Below are 19,828 nucleotides of genomic sequence, written 5' to 3' on the forward strand. Positions count from 1 at the left end.
TATAACTGGTGAGCCAAACGTGAACTTACTCAATCCCAAAGCACTTCGCCACTTTTTATTACTCCTGTTTGCTGTTGGTCTCACAGGGCTTGCTCTTACTCATCATTACGCAACTCAGTATCAACATGATCAATGGCAGCATAAACTCGAAAACCAAGCCTCTCTGGTGTCGCAAGAAGTCGACTACGAGCTGGCTAAATTTGAGCAAATTCCTAATCTGTTAAGCCACGACCCAAGATTGCTCAAAGCGGTACAGCAAGGCACCGCATCTGATGAGCTCAATGTCTTACTGGAAAACTGGTTAAAACAAAGCTTAGCGGACACGATTTATGTGCACGACAGCACGGGGTTGGTCATTGCATCAAGCAACTATCAGCAATCGGATTCGTTTGTCGGTTCCAGTTTCAGTTATCGCCCCTATTTTCAAAATGCGCGACGCGGACAAACGGCTCAATATGTCGGTTTGGGCGTTCGCTCGAACAAACGCGGTTACTTTTTCTCGTCACCACTTTGGGTCGATGACCACGTCGCGGGCGTAATTACCGTTAAAGTGAATCTGGAACAGTTGGAAAAGCGACTCGCTCAAAACGGTACCGATGTTTTGATTGCAGATAAACATAATGTTGTCTTCATGAGTAACTTGCCCGAGTGGCGCTACAAAGCACTGTTCCCTTTGACCCCAGAAGCGATTGATGCGCTGACTCAAACCCGACAGTATGGTGATACCTTGCCGGAATACAACGGTTCACTTACTGCGCAAAGCAATGCCGCCAACTTCTCAGGCAACCAGCTCTTGTTGTCACCAAACTATCTCGCTTATGCGACCGAGCTGTTAGACAAAGGTTTTCGAGTTATCGCACTGATAAATCAAGATACCGTTCTTGCTGCTGTTCTACAGGCGGATGCCGTTTATCTGATCCTTTACGCTCTCATCGCTTTGATTGCACTTGCCTGGTTTCAAATGCTGGTCAACAAAGCCCATCTGGCCAATCTCAATGTCAGTTTGGAAGAAAAAGTCGTTCAACGAACGGTTGTGTTAAGCGAAGCGAATCAAAAACTGCAACAAACCATCCGCCAATATGAACAGAGCCAGCAAGAGCTTAAACAAACACAGCAGGAGTTGACCCAAGCGGCGAAACTGGCGTTATTGGGAGAGCTTTCTGCCAGCATTAATCATGAAATAAACCAGCCTTTAGCCGCATTGAGAACTTACACTGAGAACTCGCAACGTCTGCTGGCAATGGAACGCTATCCGATGGTCGCAGACAACTTGGAGAAGATGCTGACTTTGAATGACACCATTTCCGAAGTCATTGCTCGCCTCAAAGTCTTTACCCGTAAAACCGATCAAAACTCTTTCAGTGAAGTATCGATACTGCATGATGCTGTACACAACGCCACCAGCATCTTAAGTAACAAACTGATTAAACAGGGCGTCACGCTGAAAGTACCCGAGATCGATAGCAGTTTGCGTTTAGCCATTCACAGTGTTGAATTGGAGCAAGTCTTGATCAATATCTTTCACAACGCAGCGCAGGCAATGGATGGCTATTGTATCGATCCGCAAATTTCGATTGCCGTTCAATGCGATGACTCGAGCTGTGACATTCTGATTTCTGATAATGGTCCTGGTATGACCGACGAGGCATTAGCGAAAGTCTTCGACCCATTTTTTACCACTAAACCTGAGGGGTTAGGACTCGGTTTGACCATTTCTAAACGTATTTTAGAGAGCTATCAGGGTTCGCTCAGCGCCTTTAATCATAACAGCTCTACATCAGAGCAGCGCGGCGGTATGACCTTTGTGGTCAACATCCCGATGACCAAGCCATACACAACCACTCAATTAATGGAAAACGATCATGCATAACCCTGTTTTCTTCGTAGACGATGAACCTCATATTCGAGATGCGGTTTCTCAGGCCCTACTTATCGAAGGTATAGACGTCACATGTCTGCCAAATGCCGTCGAAGCGTTACGCGTGATCGATCCAAACTTCCCTGCCGTCATCATTACCGACATTCACATGCCAGTGATGGATGGTCTGGAGTTCATGCGAACTTTGCTGAGCAAAAACAAACACTTTCAGTTTATCGTGTTAACCGGTCACGGAGATGTCAAAACTGCAGTTGAAGCGATGAAAAGTGGTGCGTACGACTTTCTGGAAAAACCCTTTTCAACTGATCAGTTAATGAAATCGCTCAATAATGCCGACGATAAACTCAATCTACTGCAAGAAAACATCTGGCTGAAAAAAGAACTCGACATGCAAACGCATGTCGGTCCTAAAATGATCGGACACAGTAAAGCCATGGTTAATATTCGCCGGTTACTGATTAGCGTACCGACGAACCAACCATTGATATTCATTGGTGAAGATGGCACAGGACGCAGGCTTGCCACACAGTTTGCTCATGATATACACGCTACCGCCGACAGCGAATTAATCGCCGTCTCCGGAGAAGACTTACCAGAGCTTTCTGTCGATTCGTTAGATAAAACCATTCAACATTTAACCGAAGGGAAAAGCCATTGCAGCTTATATCTATACAATGCAGAAAACCTTTCTTTGGATCAGTGGCAGAGCCTATTTAACCACCCCAAACTCGAACGTGTCTTTGGTGCTGCGACACACGTAGAAAAAGACATCAAAAACATAGCAACGCTGATTCACTTACCCACCTTGGATGAGCGAAAAGAAGATATCGGCCCGCTGTACAAACACTTCGTACGCCATGCTGCCAGCCGTTATCAACTGCAACCACCACACATCAGCCTTGATGAAGTCAAATACATTACGGAATTGTCATGGCCTGAAAACATCAAACAATTGCGTCGATTTGCAGAATTGCGTGCACTCAAGCCTGATACCTTTCGTATCGAAGATTGGAATAGCGACAAAAGCATCGAAATTCAGAGTATGACCCAACGCACAGAACACTTTGAATATTGTCTATTAATTGATGCTTTACAGCGGCACAGAGGCAGACTTAAAGAGGTTCAACTAGAATTACAGGTATCACGCAAGACCTTGTACGACAAACTAAAAAAACATCAGTTGGACAAAACAAAGTTCAAGGCACTGTAAAGGCGAAAACAGCGCCCGTGCCACACGGAGAACGGTATAACGTTGGGTGATTAACGGGGGGAGGCAATCCCTACACATTGATTCAGTCGAAGCAAAACGAGAACAAACGCATAAGACTGAACAGTAATTAGATCAAAAATATAATGAGCCATTGTGATCAGGGAATGTGATGGGCCAAAACAACTACAGCAAACTCAGCACTGATGAACTGGATTTTGTCGACGATAAAACCGCAGCTTTGCTTCTTAATACCCCCAGTAGCGCACGCCTGATGCTTTGGGTGATGATGTTTTTTTTCATTGCCGCTATTGGATGGGCCTCTTGGGCAAAAATAGATAAAGTGACCGTTGGCCAGGGCAAGGTCATTCCTTCTTCTCAAATTCAGGTCGTCCAAAACCTAGAGGGCGGCTTGGTCAAAGAAATTTTGGTGAAAGAAGGTCAGCTGGTCGAAAAAGGTCAACAACTCCTGTTAATTGACGACACCCGATTTCGCTCCGATTTTCGTGAACGAGAGCAGCAGGTTGCGAACTTAACGGCTTCTGTTCTTCAGCTTTCAGCCTCGATCAGCAGTGTGGAAGTCAATCGAGATTTTGATACAGACAACTGGAAACAGAGTGTCGTGCTGGATTATGGCAAACTCACCTTTCCCCCCCTATTAGAAGAAAAACAACCACAATTGGCGCAGCGGCAAAAAGCGGAATACCGTGAAAACTTAGATAACCTGCGCAACCAACTTTCCGTTATCGATCAACAAGTCCAGCAAAAACAGCAAGATCTCGTCGAGATAGAAGCCCGCGTGAGAAACTTACGTCAAAGCTATCAATATGTGCGTAAAGAACTGGATATCACCAAACCTTTAGCAGACGAAGGCGTGGTACCGCGTATTGAACTACTTAAACTACAGCGTCAGGTTAATGATACTCGCCGTGAAATGACGTCTAGCGAACTGAAAATTCCGGTACTCAAGTCCGCGTTGAGAGAAGCCATGCTCAAGCGTATTGATGTCGCATTACAGTTCCGCTCAGAGCAACAAGAAAAACTCAATAATGCACAAGACCAACTTTCAGAGTTAGTTGAATCAGCCGTTGGCTTGGAAGACCGAGTCAATCGCACCGTGGTCAACTCGCCAGTGACTGGCAAAATAAAAACCCTTTACGTTAATACCGTTGGCGGTGTTATTCAGCCAGGAATGGATATCGTCGAGATTGTTCCAACTGAAGATACCCTTTTGGTTGAAGCCAAAATTGCCCCGAAAGATATCGCATTTCTGCGCCCGGACCTGCATGCCATTGTAAAATTTACCGCTTATGACTTTACCAAGTACGGTGGTTTGGAAGGCGAGCTCGAGCATATCAGCGCGGATACCACCCAGGATGACGAAGGCAACAGCTTTTATATTGTCCGGGTACGCACAGACAAAACTAACTTTGGCCAGGGTGCCGATTTACCGATTATTCCCGGCATGACCGCATCCGTCGATATCATTACCGGCAAGAGAACCGTTTTGGAATATTTGCTTGAGCCTATTTTGAAAGCCAAAACCAATGCGTTAAAGGAGTAGACGACACGTGGCACTCTGACTTCATACTGAATTTGCAACGATGAGTTTGTAAGTTGTTAAATAAAAAGTAATTATTTCTCACAGACGAACTCATTATAAGAGTACACTTGTGACGTAAATCTAATATGCAACCCATTTTTACACGTAAAGTCACATTACTATTTAGCTTAAGTTGTCTTTCGCTCCAAACAGGTGCGTTAAACAAAGAAGAGCAACAATGGGTCGATAGAGTCACGGCAGTGTACGGCCAACGAGCCGGAGTACGTGTCAATACGTGGAGAAACACGCTGACCGAACTAAGCCATGTGGATACCCGAGAGAAACTCGCAGGTGTTAACCGCTTTTTTAATCAATTGTATTTCGTTGATGACAAAAAGCTTTGGGGTACGTCGGATTACTGGGCAACGCCCCTCGAGTTCTTAGGAAGTAATGCTGGAGACTGTGAAGATTTTACCATTGCGAAGTATTTCTCATTACTTGAACTGGGTGTGCCTGACTCTAAGATGCGTTTGGTGTACGTTAAAGCCATAGAACTAAATCAGTTTCATATGGTGTTGGCCTATTACCCGACGGCCAGTGCAGAGCCGCTTATTCTCGACAACCTAAATGCAGAAATTGTCAGAGCCTCTAAGCGCCGCGACTTGCTACCGATTTACAGCTTTAATGGTACAAACCTGTGGTTAATAAAATCTTCTGCTGGAAACGGAGAACTGGCAGGGAAAGCCTCACGTTTGAGCCTTTGGAATGACTTACGCTCGCGCGAACGTAAGTTGCAGTTAAAAAAACCTAAAATTAAATATGACGAGTGAAAAACATGACCCTATATAAGAAGCTAGTAGTGGGAATGGTTACGGTCTTTGTGCTCTTGATGGCATCAGTACTCGTAATCGAATTCAATACTACTCGAACCAGCCTGGAGCAACAGCAGCGTTCAGAGGTCAACAACACCATCAATACTGTCGGTTTGGCATTAGCTCCTTACCTAAAAGACAAAGATAAGGTTGCCGTTGAGTCGGTCATTAATGCGCTGTTTGATGGCAGCACCTATTCCGTTGTTCGTCTGACATCGCTTGACTCAGATTACCAGATCGTACGTTCTTACCCAATCAAACCAAGCTCAGTGCCACAATGGTTTATCAACTTAAATCTCTTTAAAGCGATTCATGATAAACGTGTGGTGACCAGCGGTTGGATGCAGCTTGCCGAAGTTGAGATTATCAGCCACCCTGGCGCTGCCTATGAACAGCTATGGAAAGGATTCATTGGTCTGTTATCTGCATTCAGTCTTCTCTTTCTGGCAGGTTTGATTGCTATCTCCTACATTTTACGACGTTCACTCAGACCGTTAGCGGCAATCGTACAGAAAATGCATGACATCGCGAATAATCAGTTTGGAGAACCGCTTACCCGTCCTAAAACCAAAGACCTGATTGCTGTCGTTGATGGTATTAACACCATGTCGGCTCAAATTGAGCTGTCTTTTAAAGAACAGGCGAAAGAAGCACAGCGTTTACGCGCTCAGGCTTACCTCGATCCAATATCCAAGCTGGGTAATCGCTCGTTTTATATGAATCAAGTCGATCAATGGCTGGCAGAAGAAACACAAGGTGGTATCGCGCTACTCCATGCCGAATATATTGGCGATATTTACGAGACGAAAGATTACCAACGCGCTGATGCGCACGTAAAAGAGCTTTCTCAACGCCTGAAAAATACCATCGATGTTTCGGGAGCGACGATTGCTCGCCTATCGAGTGACGAATTCGGTCTTCTCTTCCCTCATATGGATGAAAGTGAACTTCGTCTTATGGCCGACAGCATCGTTAACTGTGTGAATGGGTTAAACACCGACCCGACTGGTCTTGCTAAACCGAAAGCAGCACTTGGTGTTGCCCATAGTAAAGAGCATAAAACTCACTCTGAAATTCTATCAATGGTCGATAATGCCCTGTCCAAGGCAAAAGCTCAGCCAGATAAGCCTTACGGATTTATCGGCAGCGATTCCCCATCTAACCTGATGGGTAAACAGCAGTGGAAAGCTCTGGTTGAAGAAGCGATTCACAGTGACTGGATCCAATTCCGTTTTCAGGCTGCTAAAAATACATGGGGTAAAGTATTCCACAGTGAAGTCTTTTCAAGTATTGAAAAAGATGGCGAAACGTTCCGTGCGAACCAATACTTATTCGCGCTTGAGCAGCTAGAAGCAACCAACATTTTCGACCAGTACGTGATCGAGTCAATGATCAACATGCTAGAGCGTGGAGACATCACCGATCCTGTCGCGATCAACATTGCGCAAAGTAGTTTATCTCAGCCTTCGTTTATTCGCTGGACAACGAGCATGCTGGAAAAACACCCTGAAGTCGCGCCTAAGCTACACTTTGAGATTCCAGAAGAGTGCTTTATTGAGAATCCTCACCATACCGCCCTGTTGTGTAATGCTATTCGCCAGGCGGGGGCAATATTCGGTGTGGATAATTACGGTCGAAATTTCCAGTCGCTGGAGTACATTCAGGAGTTCCGTCCAAATTACGTGAAACTCGATTACTTGTTTACGCATAATCTGCACGATGAAAAACAGAAATTTACGCTGACTTCGATCTCTCGTACCGCGCACAACTTAGGTATCACAACCATTGCGTCGCGTATCGAGACTCAAATCCAGTTGGATTTCCTTGCTGAACATTTTGTTGAAGTATTCCAAGGATTTATTGTCGACAAAGAATAGAAGGTTCAACTACGATGAAAGACCCTTTGCTGAATTCGCTGATCTACGTTAGCCGTTACTATGGATTAGCTAACTCGCCGGAAGCACTTGTTAACGGATTGCCGCTCTCTGAGGGCAGGCTGACTCCGTTTCTGCTTCCCAGAGCAGCAGAGAGAGCCGGGTTGGTCGCCAAAGAAAACCGTGGAGAGCTGGAGAATATCTCCAGCTTGATACTGCCAGCGATATTAGTTCTGAAAGGTGGAGATTCTTGTGTTTTAAACAGTCTGAACCCAGAGACAAAAGAAGCGGAAATCACCACCTTAGAAAGTGGAATGGTGCCTATCTCCATTTCATTACCAGACTTACTTCAGCAATACGCCGGGCGCTACTTCCTGGTCAAAAAACAGTTCCGTTTTGATGAACGCTCGCCAGAGGTACTCAAAACCAATCAAGGACACTGGTTTTGGTCGACTTTATGGCAATCAAAACGCATTTACCGTGATGTATTTATTGCCTCGCTACTGATCAATATTTTTGCCATCGCTGCACCAATGTTTACGCGCTTGGTGTATGACAAAGTGATCCCTAACCTTGCCTTTGAAACCCTATGGGTACTGGCAAGTGGTGTATTTGTTGTCTTCTTATTTGATTTTATTCTCAAGACATTACGTAACTACTTCATCGATGTCGCAGGTAAAAAATCTGACATTCTGATTTCCTCTAAACTGTTTAGCAAAGTGATGGGAATTCGAATGGAATCCAAACCTCCTTCGGTTGGCGCTTTTGCTCGCCATCTACAGGAATTTGAATCTATTCGTGAATTCTTCACATCAGCAACCGTTAGCGCCCTCATCGACTTACCTTTCGCAATTCTGTTCTTAGTCATCATTTGGTTAATGACAGGTAACCTCGTATTCGTCCCTTTGGTCGGTGTCATTATTTTAGTTATTCACTCGCTGATAATTCAAAAGCCGTTGAGACGCTCGATAGAAGAAGGGTCGCGACTCGCTTCGCAAAAATACGCCAACTTAATTGAAAGCCTCTCTGGTATCGAAACCGTCAAAATGCTCAGTGCGCAAAGCCAATTCCAATATCGTTGGGAAGAAGCCGTAGCACACATGGCAAACTGGAATATTAAAAGCCGCCGTATCACGGACAGTATTCAAAACTCAGCAAGCTTTGTGCAGCAAAGTAGTAATGTCGGTATGGTCATTCTCGGCGTTTACCTGATTGCAGAAGGAGAGTTAACCATGGGGGGCTTAATCGCAGCGACGATGCTGAGTGGACGCGCCATCAGCCCGATGATTCAGCTTTCTTTGCTATCAACACGCTACAATCAAGCGAAGTCTTCAATGACCATCATTAATCAGGTCATGGCGATGCCGGATGAGCAAGAAGAAGGAAAGCGTTACATCCACCGCCCTATTGTTCAGGGTAAAATTGAACTTGAACGTGTCACCTTCTACTACCCTAACTCGCCTGTCGCATCGATTCGTGATTTGAGCCTGACCATCAACCCTGGTGAGAAAGTCGCGATTATCGGGCGTATAGGCTCAGGTAAAACAACATTAGAACGTCTTATCATGGGGCTATATCAGCCTACAGAGGGGCATGTGCGCATTGATGACACCGATATTGCTCAGCTTCATCACGTCGATATAAGGCGCAATATCGGCTGCGTACCACAAGATCCAACTCTATTCTTTGGTTCGATACGCGATAACATTACGCTCGGACGCCCTCTCACCGATGACCGTGATGTTATGGATGCCGCTAATCGTGCTGGAGTGACCGCATTTACTCAGTCGGATCCGGCCGGTCTGGAGCGTCAGGTAGGTGAAGGTGGTGCAATGCTATCAGGTGGGCAACGTCAGGCCGTTACCATCGCCAGGGCTCTGTTAGGGCATCCTCCGGTCTTACTGATGGATGAACCGACCAGCGCCATGGACAACCGCTCTGAAATGCACATAAAGCATCAGTTAGCCCAGTTGAAAGAGAATGAGACGTTGATTTTTATCACTCACAAGACCGCAATGCTTGATATCGTCGATAGGGTTATCGTTTTAGAAAAAGGCAGCATTATTGCGGATGGTCCAAAAGCTCAGGTACTGAGCGATTTGAAACAAGGTAAAGTGCGTGCAGTAAGTTAACTTGCCAATACCGCCCCTTAAACCGACTGTTTACGGGCCTCGCTTTATCTGACCCCGAAATAGTTCACCTCTTCCAAGAATACCCAGATAAGCACGAAACCAACAATAACAGCCAACATCATAATCGCTTTTTCATCTTCTTCCATATGCCTCATCTTATTCCACCTCGCAGATCTAAGCACCCTCGCTTCGTTAATCAAGTGAGATAACTTGCTGTCATAACTAGGGTCTGTTGACCTTATTAGATTAGCAGTAGAAAAGCGCGAATTCCGGTTCTCAGTGTGCGCAATAGGCACATCAATTTAAGATATGCGAGATAAATCAAGTCATATTCAAGTACGAGACAAAGTTGACCAGCTAAGATAAAAAATTGTGATTACTTACAGTAAAAAATCAGCTATAACAGCCGTTTGTTAGTACCATCGAGTTGAAGAAAGGCGAGTTGAAGAAATGAATGATTGGATCCAATTAGATCAAGTGAACCAGTATTTCAACGAAGGCTCTCTTGGATATAAAGTGTTAATGGGCATCATTGTCTTGATCACTTATCGGATCCTGAAAAGAGTTGCCAACCGAGCCATCATAAACCTAGCCTCATCGAAAGGGGTAAAGAAGGCACGCTTAAGCTTTATTCAGCGTTGCTTTAACGTGGCACTGTTGTTTCTGACCGCATCCACTTTTGCGATTGTCACTGGCATCGGATACGGTGATGTATCGCTGTTCCTATCCTCCATATTTGCAGTCCTAGGGGTCGCGTTTATTGCCCAATGGTCGATACTGAGTAATATCACCGCAAGCTTTTTGATCTTCTTCGTATTTCCATATCGCGTCGGGGATCGGATCAAAGTCGTCGATAAAGATGAAGACATCAGCGGTGAGATTCAAGAGATCAGCATGTTCCATGTGTTGATCAAGCACGAAAACGGCAACCTTATCACTTATCCAAACAACCAAATATTACAGAAAGCGGTGTTAAAACTGGCCAAAAACAAGCCTGTCGCAACTAAAGCCAAGTCCCGAATTTACACCCGAAGAAAGTAACCCGGATCTCGAGTAAGTTGGTTTTAGACGTGGAAAGCAGATAGTCAGTCTGCGACAAAAAATAGTGTGATAAAAATTAAAGCCCCGAGAGTTCGCTCTACGGGGCTTTATTTTTACTTCTTAATGTACAGGTCTTTAGAGTAAATTCGACCTTCTACGTTGTTTTTAGCAAAGCCACCAACGTTGGGACGCACTAATCTCGCCTGCATGTAATAGTAAATTGGGGCGATAGGAACATCTGCCGCAATCAGTTTTTCGGCTTCGTCGTAGTACGCCTGACGTTTTTTATCGTCTGTGGTCGCGAGTGCGTTGTCCATCGCCTTGTCGTATTCAGGGCTTTGGTAACGCGCAAAGTTCCCTGAGGAATCCGATCTTAACAAACTCAAGAATGTCGATGCTTCATTGTAATCTCCACACCATGAGGCTCGCATTACATCAAAATTACCTTGCTTACGCGCCACTAAATAAGATTTCCATTCTTGGTTTTCCAACTCTACCTTCGCGTCTAAGTTTTCACTGAGCATAGAGGCAATAGCCACAGCAATGGCTTTATTCGACTCACTGGTATTGTAAAGAAGTTTAAAATCGAGCGGCTTATCTTTTCCATAACCCGCCTCTTCTAATAACTGACGAGCCTTTTCATCACGCTGTTGCTGTGTCCAGTTGCTGTAGTCCGGTTGAGTCGCATCAAAACCAGCCGTATATTGGTGAGCAAACGTGTATGCGGGTAAGTTACCAACCTGGGTAACGCCATTGGTAATGACGTCGCGCATGATTGAATAAGACACAGCCTGACGGACTCTCACATCATCAAACGGAGGACGGGTTGTATTGAACGCGTAATAATACGTACACAATAATGGCACTACTGTATACGCATCCTGATATTCTTGTTCTAGCTTCTGTGCCATATGTGTTGGTACATCAGAAGTGATGTCTACTTCGCCAACCACATAGCGATTAATCGAGGCATTTTGATTCTCAAACGGGATGTAAGTTACGTTGGTGAGATGCGTATTGTCTGCATCCCAATAATTAGGATTTTTCTTCAGTTCAATGCGTTCATTGACTACCCATTTATCAAGGACAAATGCGCCATTACCGACAAACTGTTTCGGATCGCTCCATGGTTTCCCACCCTGCTCCACTGTCGATTTATGAACAGGCATCATTGATGTGTGACCTGTCATTGCCACAAAGTACGGAACTTTACTTTCTAGCTCGAAACGAAGTGTGTATTTATCTAGAGCCTTAACACCTAACTCTTCAACTGGCAGCTTACCTTCAGCGACATCCACAATGTTCTTGATGCTTGTCATTTCAAGATACCAAACATTTGGTGACGCCAATTGAGGATCAACCGCCCTTCTTAACGCATACACAAAATCGTCTGCCGTTACTGGATCACCATTGGACCATTTTGCGTCTTTGCGTAAATGGAAGACAAACGTTTGGTTGTCTTTCGTTTCCCACGACTGGGCGACGCCAGGAACAATATTGCCATCACGATCTTGAATCACCAACCCTTCAAATAAGTCTCGCAATATATGCATTTCTGGCATCCCTTCGGCTTTTGCCGGATCGAGAGTGGCCGCTTCAGCATCATTCGCTCGCACTAAAACTTGCTCAGCGGCAAGTTGAACATCTTCAGGTATGACATCTGCAAACGCAGAAATCGTTACGACAGGGGTAAAAAGAGAGGAAATAAGCAATGTCTTTGAGAATTTTTTAATATCCATATCGTTTTTAGTTCTCCTAACTCGTCTTTTGAAGCCAACACCACAATTAACAATACAACCATTGACGAAATTTAACAGTTCGGTTTATCTAAGTAATTAAAATTAATATTACTTCATCTGGTTGGAGATTATGGTGAATCTAATTCCAAGAACGGAAAGAGCTGCATTTTTAATTAAGCCCAAAACCTACGGAAAGTCCGTTTTAGGTGCGCCTTTACTTTACTTCCCTGCTCAGGTGGAAAGCACATCACGTGGTTTGATATTAGCGGGAACACACGGAGATGAGACAGCTTCTATAACAGGTTTATCATGCGCGCTAAGAAGTTTGCCAGTAAACGGCTTACATCATGATGTGGTGTTATCGATGAACCCGGATGGTAACCAACTCGGTACCAGAGCAAACGCCAATCAAGTTGATCTTAATCGTGCCTTTCCAACTCAAAACTGGACTGAGCATGGCACTGTGTATCGTTGGAGTTCTCATACTCCGGTACGCGATGTAAAAGTAAAAACGGGTAATGCAAATCAACTTGAGCCTGAGGTGGCCGCGCTGATCAATCTTATCGAAGAAAGACGACCAACGTTTGTGGTCTCATTCCATGAACCGCTGGCCTTTGTGGATGACCCAAAATTTTCTCCCTTAGCAAAATGGCTCGGTAGCCAATTCGATCTCCCATTGGTCGAAGACGTGGATTACGAAACTCCCGGGTCATTTGGCACTTGGTGTAGTGAAAGAGAACTGCCGTGTGTCACTCTGGAATTACCAGCCGTGTCCTCTGATTTAACGATAGAGCAGTACCTACCCGCGATTATTGCACTGCTTCAGTATGAGCCTGTTAATTAAGATTTTACGATAGAAAAAGGCATTTCATATATGCTTTGAAAAAGAAAGACATAGGTATGCGATTTACAGTGTAAAACGCCATTATGTAGATAGAGAATCACCCTATCCAACGATTGAAGACTCAGTTTAGTACAACAGTCGATAAAGCCTGTTTGTGATTCCTATACGCTAACGGATTTGGAAACAAAAATTGGCCGTCTAAGCGATGATGGATTCTTGCTCGAGATTTGCCGACACATTGATTTCGTATTGATTAAATCGAAATGTGCAACCGCCGTGGTTGCGTTTGGTTGTCACTTGCTCGTTACCAAACTGAACGGTTACCCGAGAAAAAACGTGTTCTTTCGCTACCACCGTATTTTCTTTTAGCGCAAGTTCAAAGGCGATTTCGGTCTGATCAAGTTTGAGCTTTAACTCTTCCACTAGGCGGTTATTTTGGGATTTTAACGTTTCTATTTCCACACCTTCTTCTTGATTACGTTCTGCTTTGGGACGCTTTTTGAATTCTAACTCTTTGCGGATGATATCCATCGTTTCAGCTTGTGCGTTTTTATATTGTTCCTTTAAGTTGCCAATATGCTCCTTATACAAAGAATAGCCTGAGAACGCTTCGACCCTGGTTGCTGTATCTCCTTCAACGCCCAGTTGCAAACACAACACATTTTTGGCGACTTTAGCGTGACCACCACTCAGTGTGCCATTTTTACCACTCGCATCCAGAACTGTCAGGGTCTTACCGCAAGTGATTTCGTTATTCATGCTATGGACTGCGAGCTCAATGCCTTTACCTGCAGATAGTTCGCTATACTGCGCGTAACTAGCCCGAATAGAACCTTTGGTTTTCACACGACAACTTCTAGGTTGGCCATCACTAACGGTATGACCAATAATTCCTTTACCGACCAGAATGTCATCACGCGCTTGAACATCAGCGGACTCAATAAATCCACCTACAGTAATCGAGCCTGTCGCCTGAACAATCATGCCAGATTCAATGTTGCCACCAATAATCACGTTTCCTTTAAATTTAACGTGGCCAGTATTAACGCCAACATTGTTGAGGCACAGTGCGTTGTCGACTTCAATCGTATTGTTCTTTATTAGTGGCGTACCTGAAATTGAAGCAATGAGAAGATTTGGGTCACTTGGACAAACTTCACTACCTTTGCCCGGTTTGAGAGCGGTATCTTTGCCCGCATGCGCAGGTATAAGTCGACCTTGGACAGTGAAGCCGGAGATTCCCTTAGTAGCAGGAGTGCGGCGCATGACTTCATCACCAACATTGACAGAGATTGTTTCGCCAAGATTTCTCAAGTCTATTTTGTCGCTACTCGTTTGCCCCTGTTTTGGCTTGAGTATACGTTTGGTGATGTCTTTTACCAGAGGCGTAAAAATAGAGTCTTTACCTTTGATTGGCGGTTTACCAACAGCAACAGGTTGTGTGAACGTTTCTCCAGGCTTAAGTTGACTACTGACCAGCATTACTTTCTTTAAGGCGAGTTTGTTGATTCCCTTGGTAACCTTTGCTTGTGCTAGTGCCCTGACAATTTCTGCTCCACGTAATCCGCGTCCGCCATAAGCGCCGGTTACGGTAATACTTGCAAGCATATCGTTATTGGACAACTCCACAGCAATCTGTGCGTCTTTCTTCTGAGCGACCACGAGGCCTTTATAAGCTAGAGCGTCTCGAACTCTCACGCATTCAATAAATCGGCTGACCGCGTCATCTTCAACAAATAACGAATCGGCATTCATTAACGTAAGTTGCGCAAGTAACTCTTTTCTATCGAACTTACTTTCCAAATCCACATCTGGTGCAAGACGAGCGATTATCCTTGTTTTGTCCTCAGACCACTCAAGACACAGCTTCCACATAGCGATACCACTTTGCTGAACATCAACACCATCAGTCTAACTAAAAATATTTTCTCGACAAACTGTGCAGTCTTAATAATCAAGCTTATATCACTAATAGTGAGATAAATGTCAATTCCGCCAACTCAGTGAATAGTATCGTGAATTTAATCTAATCCAGCTCAAATAGGACAAATAAAAAAAGAGGCGATTTACAGTGTAAACCCCCTCTTCTTCGTTATTTTAATTTACAGTGTAAATCTACTTGATGCCTGCTTTACAGTGTAAATTCTTTTAGAAGCAACTGCACTTCCCGCCGAATTTCTTGTTCAACTTGCTTACGTCCAGTCAGTTTGAACTGTTTCGCACAGCTCTCCCAATCATGGTTAAGGAATAACTTGCAGATCATTAAATCGGAAACAGATACTAAGCCATTTTTCAATAGCCACTGTTTTAACCACACAAACACAGATTCGTAACTACCACCACCTAGAGCGTAATTGCGAATAAGCGTAAGTTGGCAAGGATGGAGTACGATCTCCATTCTTGGCGCACTGAGTAAACTTCGATATAAACTAGGCTCTAACTTCGAGTAAACCAGATTGGCGCTCATCGACATAAACTCACATAAAAGTAGCTCAGCTTCATCAATCCATTTCAGCGGTTTATTGGCCAACTGTCTGACCATCAATAGAGAGTAACAACCACTTGCGGCATCGCGCATTGTTCCAAGTCGAATCGTTTGATAACCGACACTATTCCAAAAGCGCAACAGTTCATCTGTCAAACCAAAGCTGGTGGAAAGATAATTGACATGAGAAGGTAGAGACTGCTCAAGTTGAGTAAGAATTCGCTTCCCGAGCCCTTTGTTTTGTAACTCAGGATGCACCGCGATACGCATAATACGGAGCGTTGAAAGCCGACCGACATCAGGCATGCCGAGTTGATTGATAATAGTAACAGGGGCTAGATGACCAGGTGGACGACGCCTCCCGAGTTGAATATCAGAAATAATCGTCTCATCTAAACTGCCCTCTTCAACCGTCATGACAACGCCGACTATTTTCTTTTCACTCGTTGCTACATAAATAGAACTACATTCATCTTGAAGTAAGTGCAGCAAATCATTCGGAGAAGTTTGATAGTGCGCATTCACCAAAAGAGCAAAACAGTCACGTAATAAACTAGGATTAGAAACCAATTCATGCTTTGCAATTTTTTTAAGTAGGAATTCTTGCGCAACCACGGATGGAGGGGCCATCAGTTCTGCATCCAATACAAATGCTTGATATAGCCAGGACTCAAGAATATCACCTTCGCTCCAGCGGATTGGTTGCTTAAGATGACAGGTTTTCATTCCGGCTCTTTGCTTTCTCAGCCAGTCAACAAACTTAAGCGTAAACCCGCGTCCACAGCCCTCGTAACCGTGAATGGTGCTAGAAAATACAAGGCGATGGAAATGAGCCGTCATCTGCTGCAGCATAGGAACTGGAATTGCAGCGGCTTCGTCGATAAGTAGTAAGTCACATTCGGGTAGTGACGCGAGTAACTCGTCCGGCGCGATAAATTGTATGCTCCCCTGCCCGGCTTCAAATCTGTCTTTTCTGATACGCTGGCCGCTTGGCAATATTCGTTCTGCGTGTAAGAAAACCGGTTCTACCGCTTTAATAGATGGTGCTGTCACTAACACTCGCAACGGCTTAGTTTGTAATAAGTTCGCACACGCGATCCCAAGGGCACTGCTTTTCCCACGGCCACGGTCTGCGGTTAACACTAAAGGGCGTTTTCGATGGCCTGTTACCACTTTTTCAATAGCAGCAACTGCCTGCTCTTGTTGCGTATATCTTTGGGCTTTACTGGAGGGTTCAAAACTTGGTAACTCAGGCACAGGTTGATGTTGCTCTAAGACAAATAACTTCTGCCACTGAGACGCCATCCACTGTTGAGCGCAGTTTGATGGCTCAACATTATCGGTAGCCACAATCAGAATTCCACCACCAACTAGTGAGCCCAATGCTGCAGAGAAACTGTTCGCATCAAAGTTTTTACGCGCATCATAAACGAGCACATCACATTCTCTTCCTAGCAACATATGCCCTTGTTTGCTAGATACTGAAAAGGCGTCGCCTAACGACCATTCACCGACACAAAACCAACGTAATTCTTGATGAGCTTTATAGAACGAAGCGATAAGTTCGTTTTGCCAGTCGCCATCACCCTGGATCGCGACGCCTACGCGTTGGAAAGACTGAAATGCCTTTTGTTGAAGTAAAGCGAGAAACTCAGTTTGTGTGTGCATGCTCTATACCCAAGGTTTAACCAACGCCATATTACCACAACTTAAACAGGCAACTGATCGGCAAGCAAAAACAACAGGCATAAAAAAACCGCCCGAAGGCGGTTGAAGTTTTGACTAACGTTATTGCAATTTGCTGTGAACAAAAGCAAGAATTTCTTCCATCAAACTGTCATCTACTTTTTTAAGGTTCAGTGCCAGATTACTGCCTTTGCGGCTGTAACTCGCGCGACCTTTTATCAAATCGACTTTGTCTACCTTTGGTGATGGTTTGGCTGGTGATAATTCAGTAATCCAACTTTCTAGGCTTTCTGTGACTTCTTTTGTTAGACGAGCAACACCTTGCGCTGTGCTACGCTGCCACAAGTATCCTTCTGTTGTACGACATTTATCTAACAACCCTTGCTGATGTTCAGGGCTTAGATTCGTAAACTGCTTGTGCAATTTAACAATGGTTGGGCGCCCAAGGTCGCCAACATTTGGATACGCTTGAAGCAACTCTAGTGGTAAAGAAGCCGCTTTTAACGCTCCACTTACCAATGCCTCACTGCATTGGAACATTTTCGCAAGCGCTTTCTGGTCTTCTGCTTCACCGCTGTCTAACTTGGCTTGCATCTCCTTGCCTTTTTCATAAAGAGAGAGAGGCTTGTGAGCGTTTGCCACATCAGACAGGAACTTAGCATGATTAGAGTTAATGTTGTCACCAACATAAACCAGAAAATCTTGCTCAGCCAGAATACAAGATTTACGACGACGACTACCGTCTAATACCTCAATCTTGCCATCTTCAGTGCGACGGCCGACGGCCGGATACTGCTGACCACGCTCTTTTAACGTAACCAATACATCGGATAAAGCATGCTCATTCAAGAAAGATTGTTCACGTGCGTTATCGACAAAGACTGTCGTTTCAGACTCTACCTTGTCAGCAGGAATGCGAACCAACTCGAATTGAACGGTATTCTCACCTGCGACCGCTAACTCAATGGTTTGCGTTTTTTCTTTTGCAGCGGTTTGCGCTTCTTGAGGCGTAGCCACGCGGCGTTTATTAGTTTTGCCAAATAATTTTGCGTTTAATTCAGACGTTTTCAAAGCCATTTACTTATTACCCCTGATTCAATGACGGCCAATTAGAGTGCAATACACGCTCTAGTTCAAGTGCGCTCTTATGAACGGCGTCTTGAGCGGTTGCGAGCGTTTTCTTACCACCTTCAAAATCACTCACAGTGAGATCAAATACCGTACTGTAGGTGTCAGCACAGGTTTCAAACGCTCGACTACGCGGAATGGTAGCCATCATAACTTGGTCACCTAGAAGATAGTTCATTTCAGTTAAAACAGAAACTTGCTTCTTATTGTCGTCTTCAAACATGGTTGGCATTAAGCGCACAAACTCAAGGCCATTCCAATCTTCTGGGAACATTTCATACACTGTCGGTAAGTGTTGGAAAAAGTTTACCGTTGAAGCCCAGTCAAGACGTTTGGCTGCACATGGAATCAGCAAGGCGTTAGAAGCATACATTGCATTCCAAACTAGCGGATCCACATGCGGGCCGGTATCAATCATGATGATATCGAAATCATCTGCAATAATGTCGATAAGCTGCTCTTTTAACAAACGCACGATATCTAAAGATGGGTCTTCAGATAAGGTTTGCCACGCTTCGGCATTAAACATCGCGTCTTCTGGGAAAGCAGAGATTGACTTCAAGTTTGGATATTGCGTAGGTAGCAATACATTCTTATGCAAAAACTCACTATCAATCTCAACACCGTCTGGTACGTTACCTAACATAATATCAACGGCAGAATAGATATTATCGTGTTCAGCGACACTGATTTGTGGGTTTAAGAATAGACGTAATGAGCCTTGTGGATCTAAGTCAATCAAACAAATACGGTAGCGTTTATCTAAGTTAAGCGCTAAACAGGCCGCTAAATGCACCGCCGACATCGATTTACCCGTACCACCCTTTTGGTTTTGTACGTTGATAATCCACGGCTTATTACCATTGTTTTTTTTACGCTCGTGGAATTTAGGCACCTCAGCCGCATCCATCAGCATATGTGCTTCTTCTAACGTAATGGAATAATGATTGGCGTTATTCTTTGTAAATTGATGGCCAGCGGCTTCCATTTTACCAATCGCGTCATCGAGTTTTCGACGAGTCAAACCCGATCGGGTTTCCATCATTGCCTTAGACATTGGAGGGAAGTAGTTGTCACTTCGCTCTTCCAAAACAATCTCAATACGGTCAGCTTGAACTTGTTGTGTGAGTTCTGCTAACTCATGAAGATTTTCAATCGTTTTTTCTCTTTTCATGCCAATTTCCGTTGAAAGGATATCTGATTGCAATTGTACAGCAGTGAACACCAATAACAACAAAAAGGTGCACAAACATTTTGAATAACAATCACATATAAAAACAATAAAATCGACTCTTTTATGAATTATGGTAAAAAATATATCAAAATATAATCAAACAAGTTCGCACAAACGCTTTGCTAACTCTATAAATTAAAAGTGTTACAGCGTCACACATTTAC

Annotated in this window: 13 protein-coding genes; 8 read left to right on the forward strand and 5 right to left on the reverse strand. The window is 44.3% G+C overall.

Annotated elements, in window-relative coordinates; genetic code table 11:
* Positions 1-19 precede the first annotated feature (19 nt).
* The 7 genes from VEJY3_RS24385 to VEJY3_RS24420 all read left to right on the forward strand — a co-directional run bounded on the left by VEJY3_RS24385 (position 20) and on the right by VEJY3_RS24420 (position 10,548).
* On the forward strand, positions 20-1,870 hold the full coding sequence (locus VEJY3_RS24385) for an ATP-binding protein (RefSeq protein ID WP_049794713.1): 1,851 nt from the start codon (positions 20-22) through the stop codon (positions 1,868-1,870).
* Positions 1,863-3,089, forward strand: coding sequence for a sigma-54 dependent transcriptional regulator (locus VEJY3_RS24390; RefSeq protein ID WP_014235108.1), 1,227 nt, complete (start codon positions 1,863-1,865; stop codon positions 3,087-3,089). Before VEJY3_RS24385 ends, VEJY3_RS24390 begins: the two co-directional genes overlap by 8 nt.
* Before the next feature lie 169 nt (positions 3,090-3,258).
* Positions 3,259-4,650 (forward strand): HlyD family type I secretion periplasmic adaptor subunit, encoded by a 1,392-nt coding sequence (locus VEJY3_RS24395; RefSeq protein WP_014235109.1) that lies wholly within the window; start codon positions 3,259-3,261, stop codon positions 4,648-4,650.
* 125 nt (positions 4,651-4,775) lie between these two features.
* Positions 4,776-5,459, forward strand: coding sequence for a transglutaminase-like cysteine peptidase (locus VEJY3_RS24400; protein ID WP_014235110.1), 684 nt, complete (start codon positions 4,776-4,778; stop codon positions 5,457-5,459).
* A gap of 5 nt (positions 5,460-5,464) precedes the next feature.
* Positions 5,465-7,378, forward strand: a complete 1,914-nt coding sequence (locus VEJY3_RS24405) for a LapD/MoxY N-terminal periplasmic domain-containing protein (RefSeq protein ID WP_014235111.1) — start codon at positions 5,465-5,467, stop codon at positions 7,376-7,378.
* Between the two features lie 14 nt (positions 7,379-7,392).
* Positions 7,393-9,507 (forward strand): type I secretion system permease/ATPase, encoded by a 2,115-nt coding sequence (locus VEJY3_RS24410; protein WP_014235112.1) that lies wholly within the window; start codon positions 7,393-7,395, stop codon positions 9,505-9,507.
* 450 nt (positions 9,508-9,957) lie between these two features.
* Positions 9,958-10,548 carry a mechanosensitive ion channel family protein gene (locus VEJY3_RS24420; RefSeq protein WP_014235114.1) on the forward strand — a complete coding sequence of 197 codons (591 nt, stop codon included), beginning with the start codon at positions 9,958-9,960 and terminating at the stop codon, positions 10,546-10,548.
* A gap of 113 nt (positions 10,549-10,661) precedes the next feature.
* Here VEJY3_RS24420 and VEJY3_RS24425 read toward each other — a convergent pair whose 3' ends face one another.
* Positions 10,662-12,287, reverse strand: a complete 1,626-nt coding sequence (locus VEJY3_RS24425) for an ABC transporter substrate-binding protein (RefSeq protein WP_014235115.1) — start codon at positions 12,285-12,287, stop codon at positions 10,662-10,664.
* Between the two features lie 133 nt (positions 12,288-12,420).
* Here VEJY3_RS24425 and mpaA point away from each other — a divergent pair, with 133 nt between their 5' ends.
* Positions 12,421-13,131 carry a murein tripeptide amidase MpaA gene (gene mpaA / locus VEJY3_RS24430; protein WP_041170519.1) on the forward strand — a complete coding sequence of 237 codons (711 nt, stop codon included), beginning with the start codon at positions 12,421-12,423 and terminating at the stop codon, positions 13,129-13,131.
* Positions 13,132-13,329: 198 nt separating this feature from the next.
* Here the strand turns inward: mpaA and VEJY3_RS24435 are convergent, their stop codons facing one another.
* From VEJY3_RS24435 to VEJY3_RS24450, 4 genes are all read right to left on the reverse strand, one after another.
* Positions 13,330-15,006 carry a DUF342 domain-containing protein gene (locus VEJY3_RS24435; RefSeq protein WP_014235117.1) on the reverse strand — a complete coding sequence of 559 codons (1,677 nt, stop codon included), beginning with the start codon at positions 15,004-15,006 and terminating at the stop codon, positions 13,330-13,332.
* Between the two features lie 256 nt (positions 15,007-15,262).
* Complete coding sequence (locus VEJY3_RS24440) at positions 15,263-17,284, reverse strand: tRNA(Met) cytidine acetyltransferase TmcA (protein WP_014235118.1); 2,022 nt, start codon at positions 17,282-17,284, stop codon at positions 15,263-15,265.
* Positions 17,285-17,404: 120 nt separating this feature from the next.
* Positions 17,405-18,379 carry a ParB/RepB/Spo0J family partition protein gene (locus VEJY3_RS24445; RefSeq protein ID WP_014235119.1) on the reverse strand — a complete coding sequence of 325 codons (975 nt, stop codon included), beginning with the start codon at positions 18,377-18,379 and terminating at the stop codon, positions 17,405-17,407.
* Between the two features lie 7 nt (positions 18,380-18,386).
* Positions 18,387-19,604: an AAA family ATPase gene (locus VEJY3_RS24450; protein WP_014235120.1), complete on the reverse strand. Its 1,218-nt coding sequence runs from the start codon at positions 19,602-19,604 to the stop codon at positions 18,387-18,389.
* Between the last annotated feature and the right edge of the window lie 224 nt (positions 19,605-19,828).

Source organism: Vibrio sp. EJY3 (genome assembly GCF_000241385.1).
In the GTDB taxonomy this organism is placed as follows: Bacteria; Pseudomonadota; Gammaproteobacteria; order Enterobacterales; family Vibrionaceae; genus Vibrio; species Vibrio natriegens.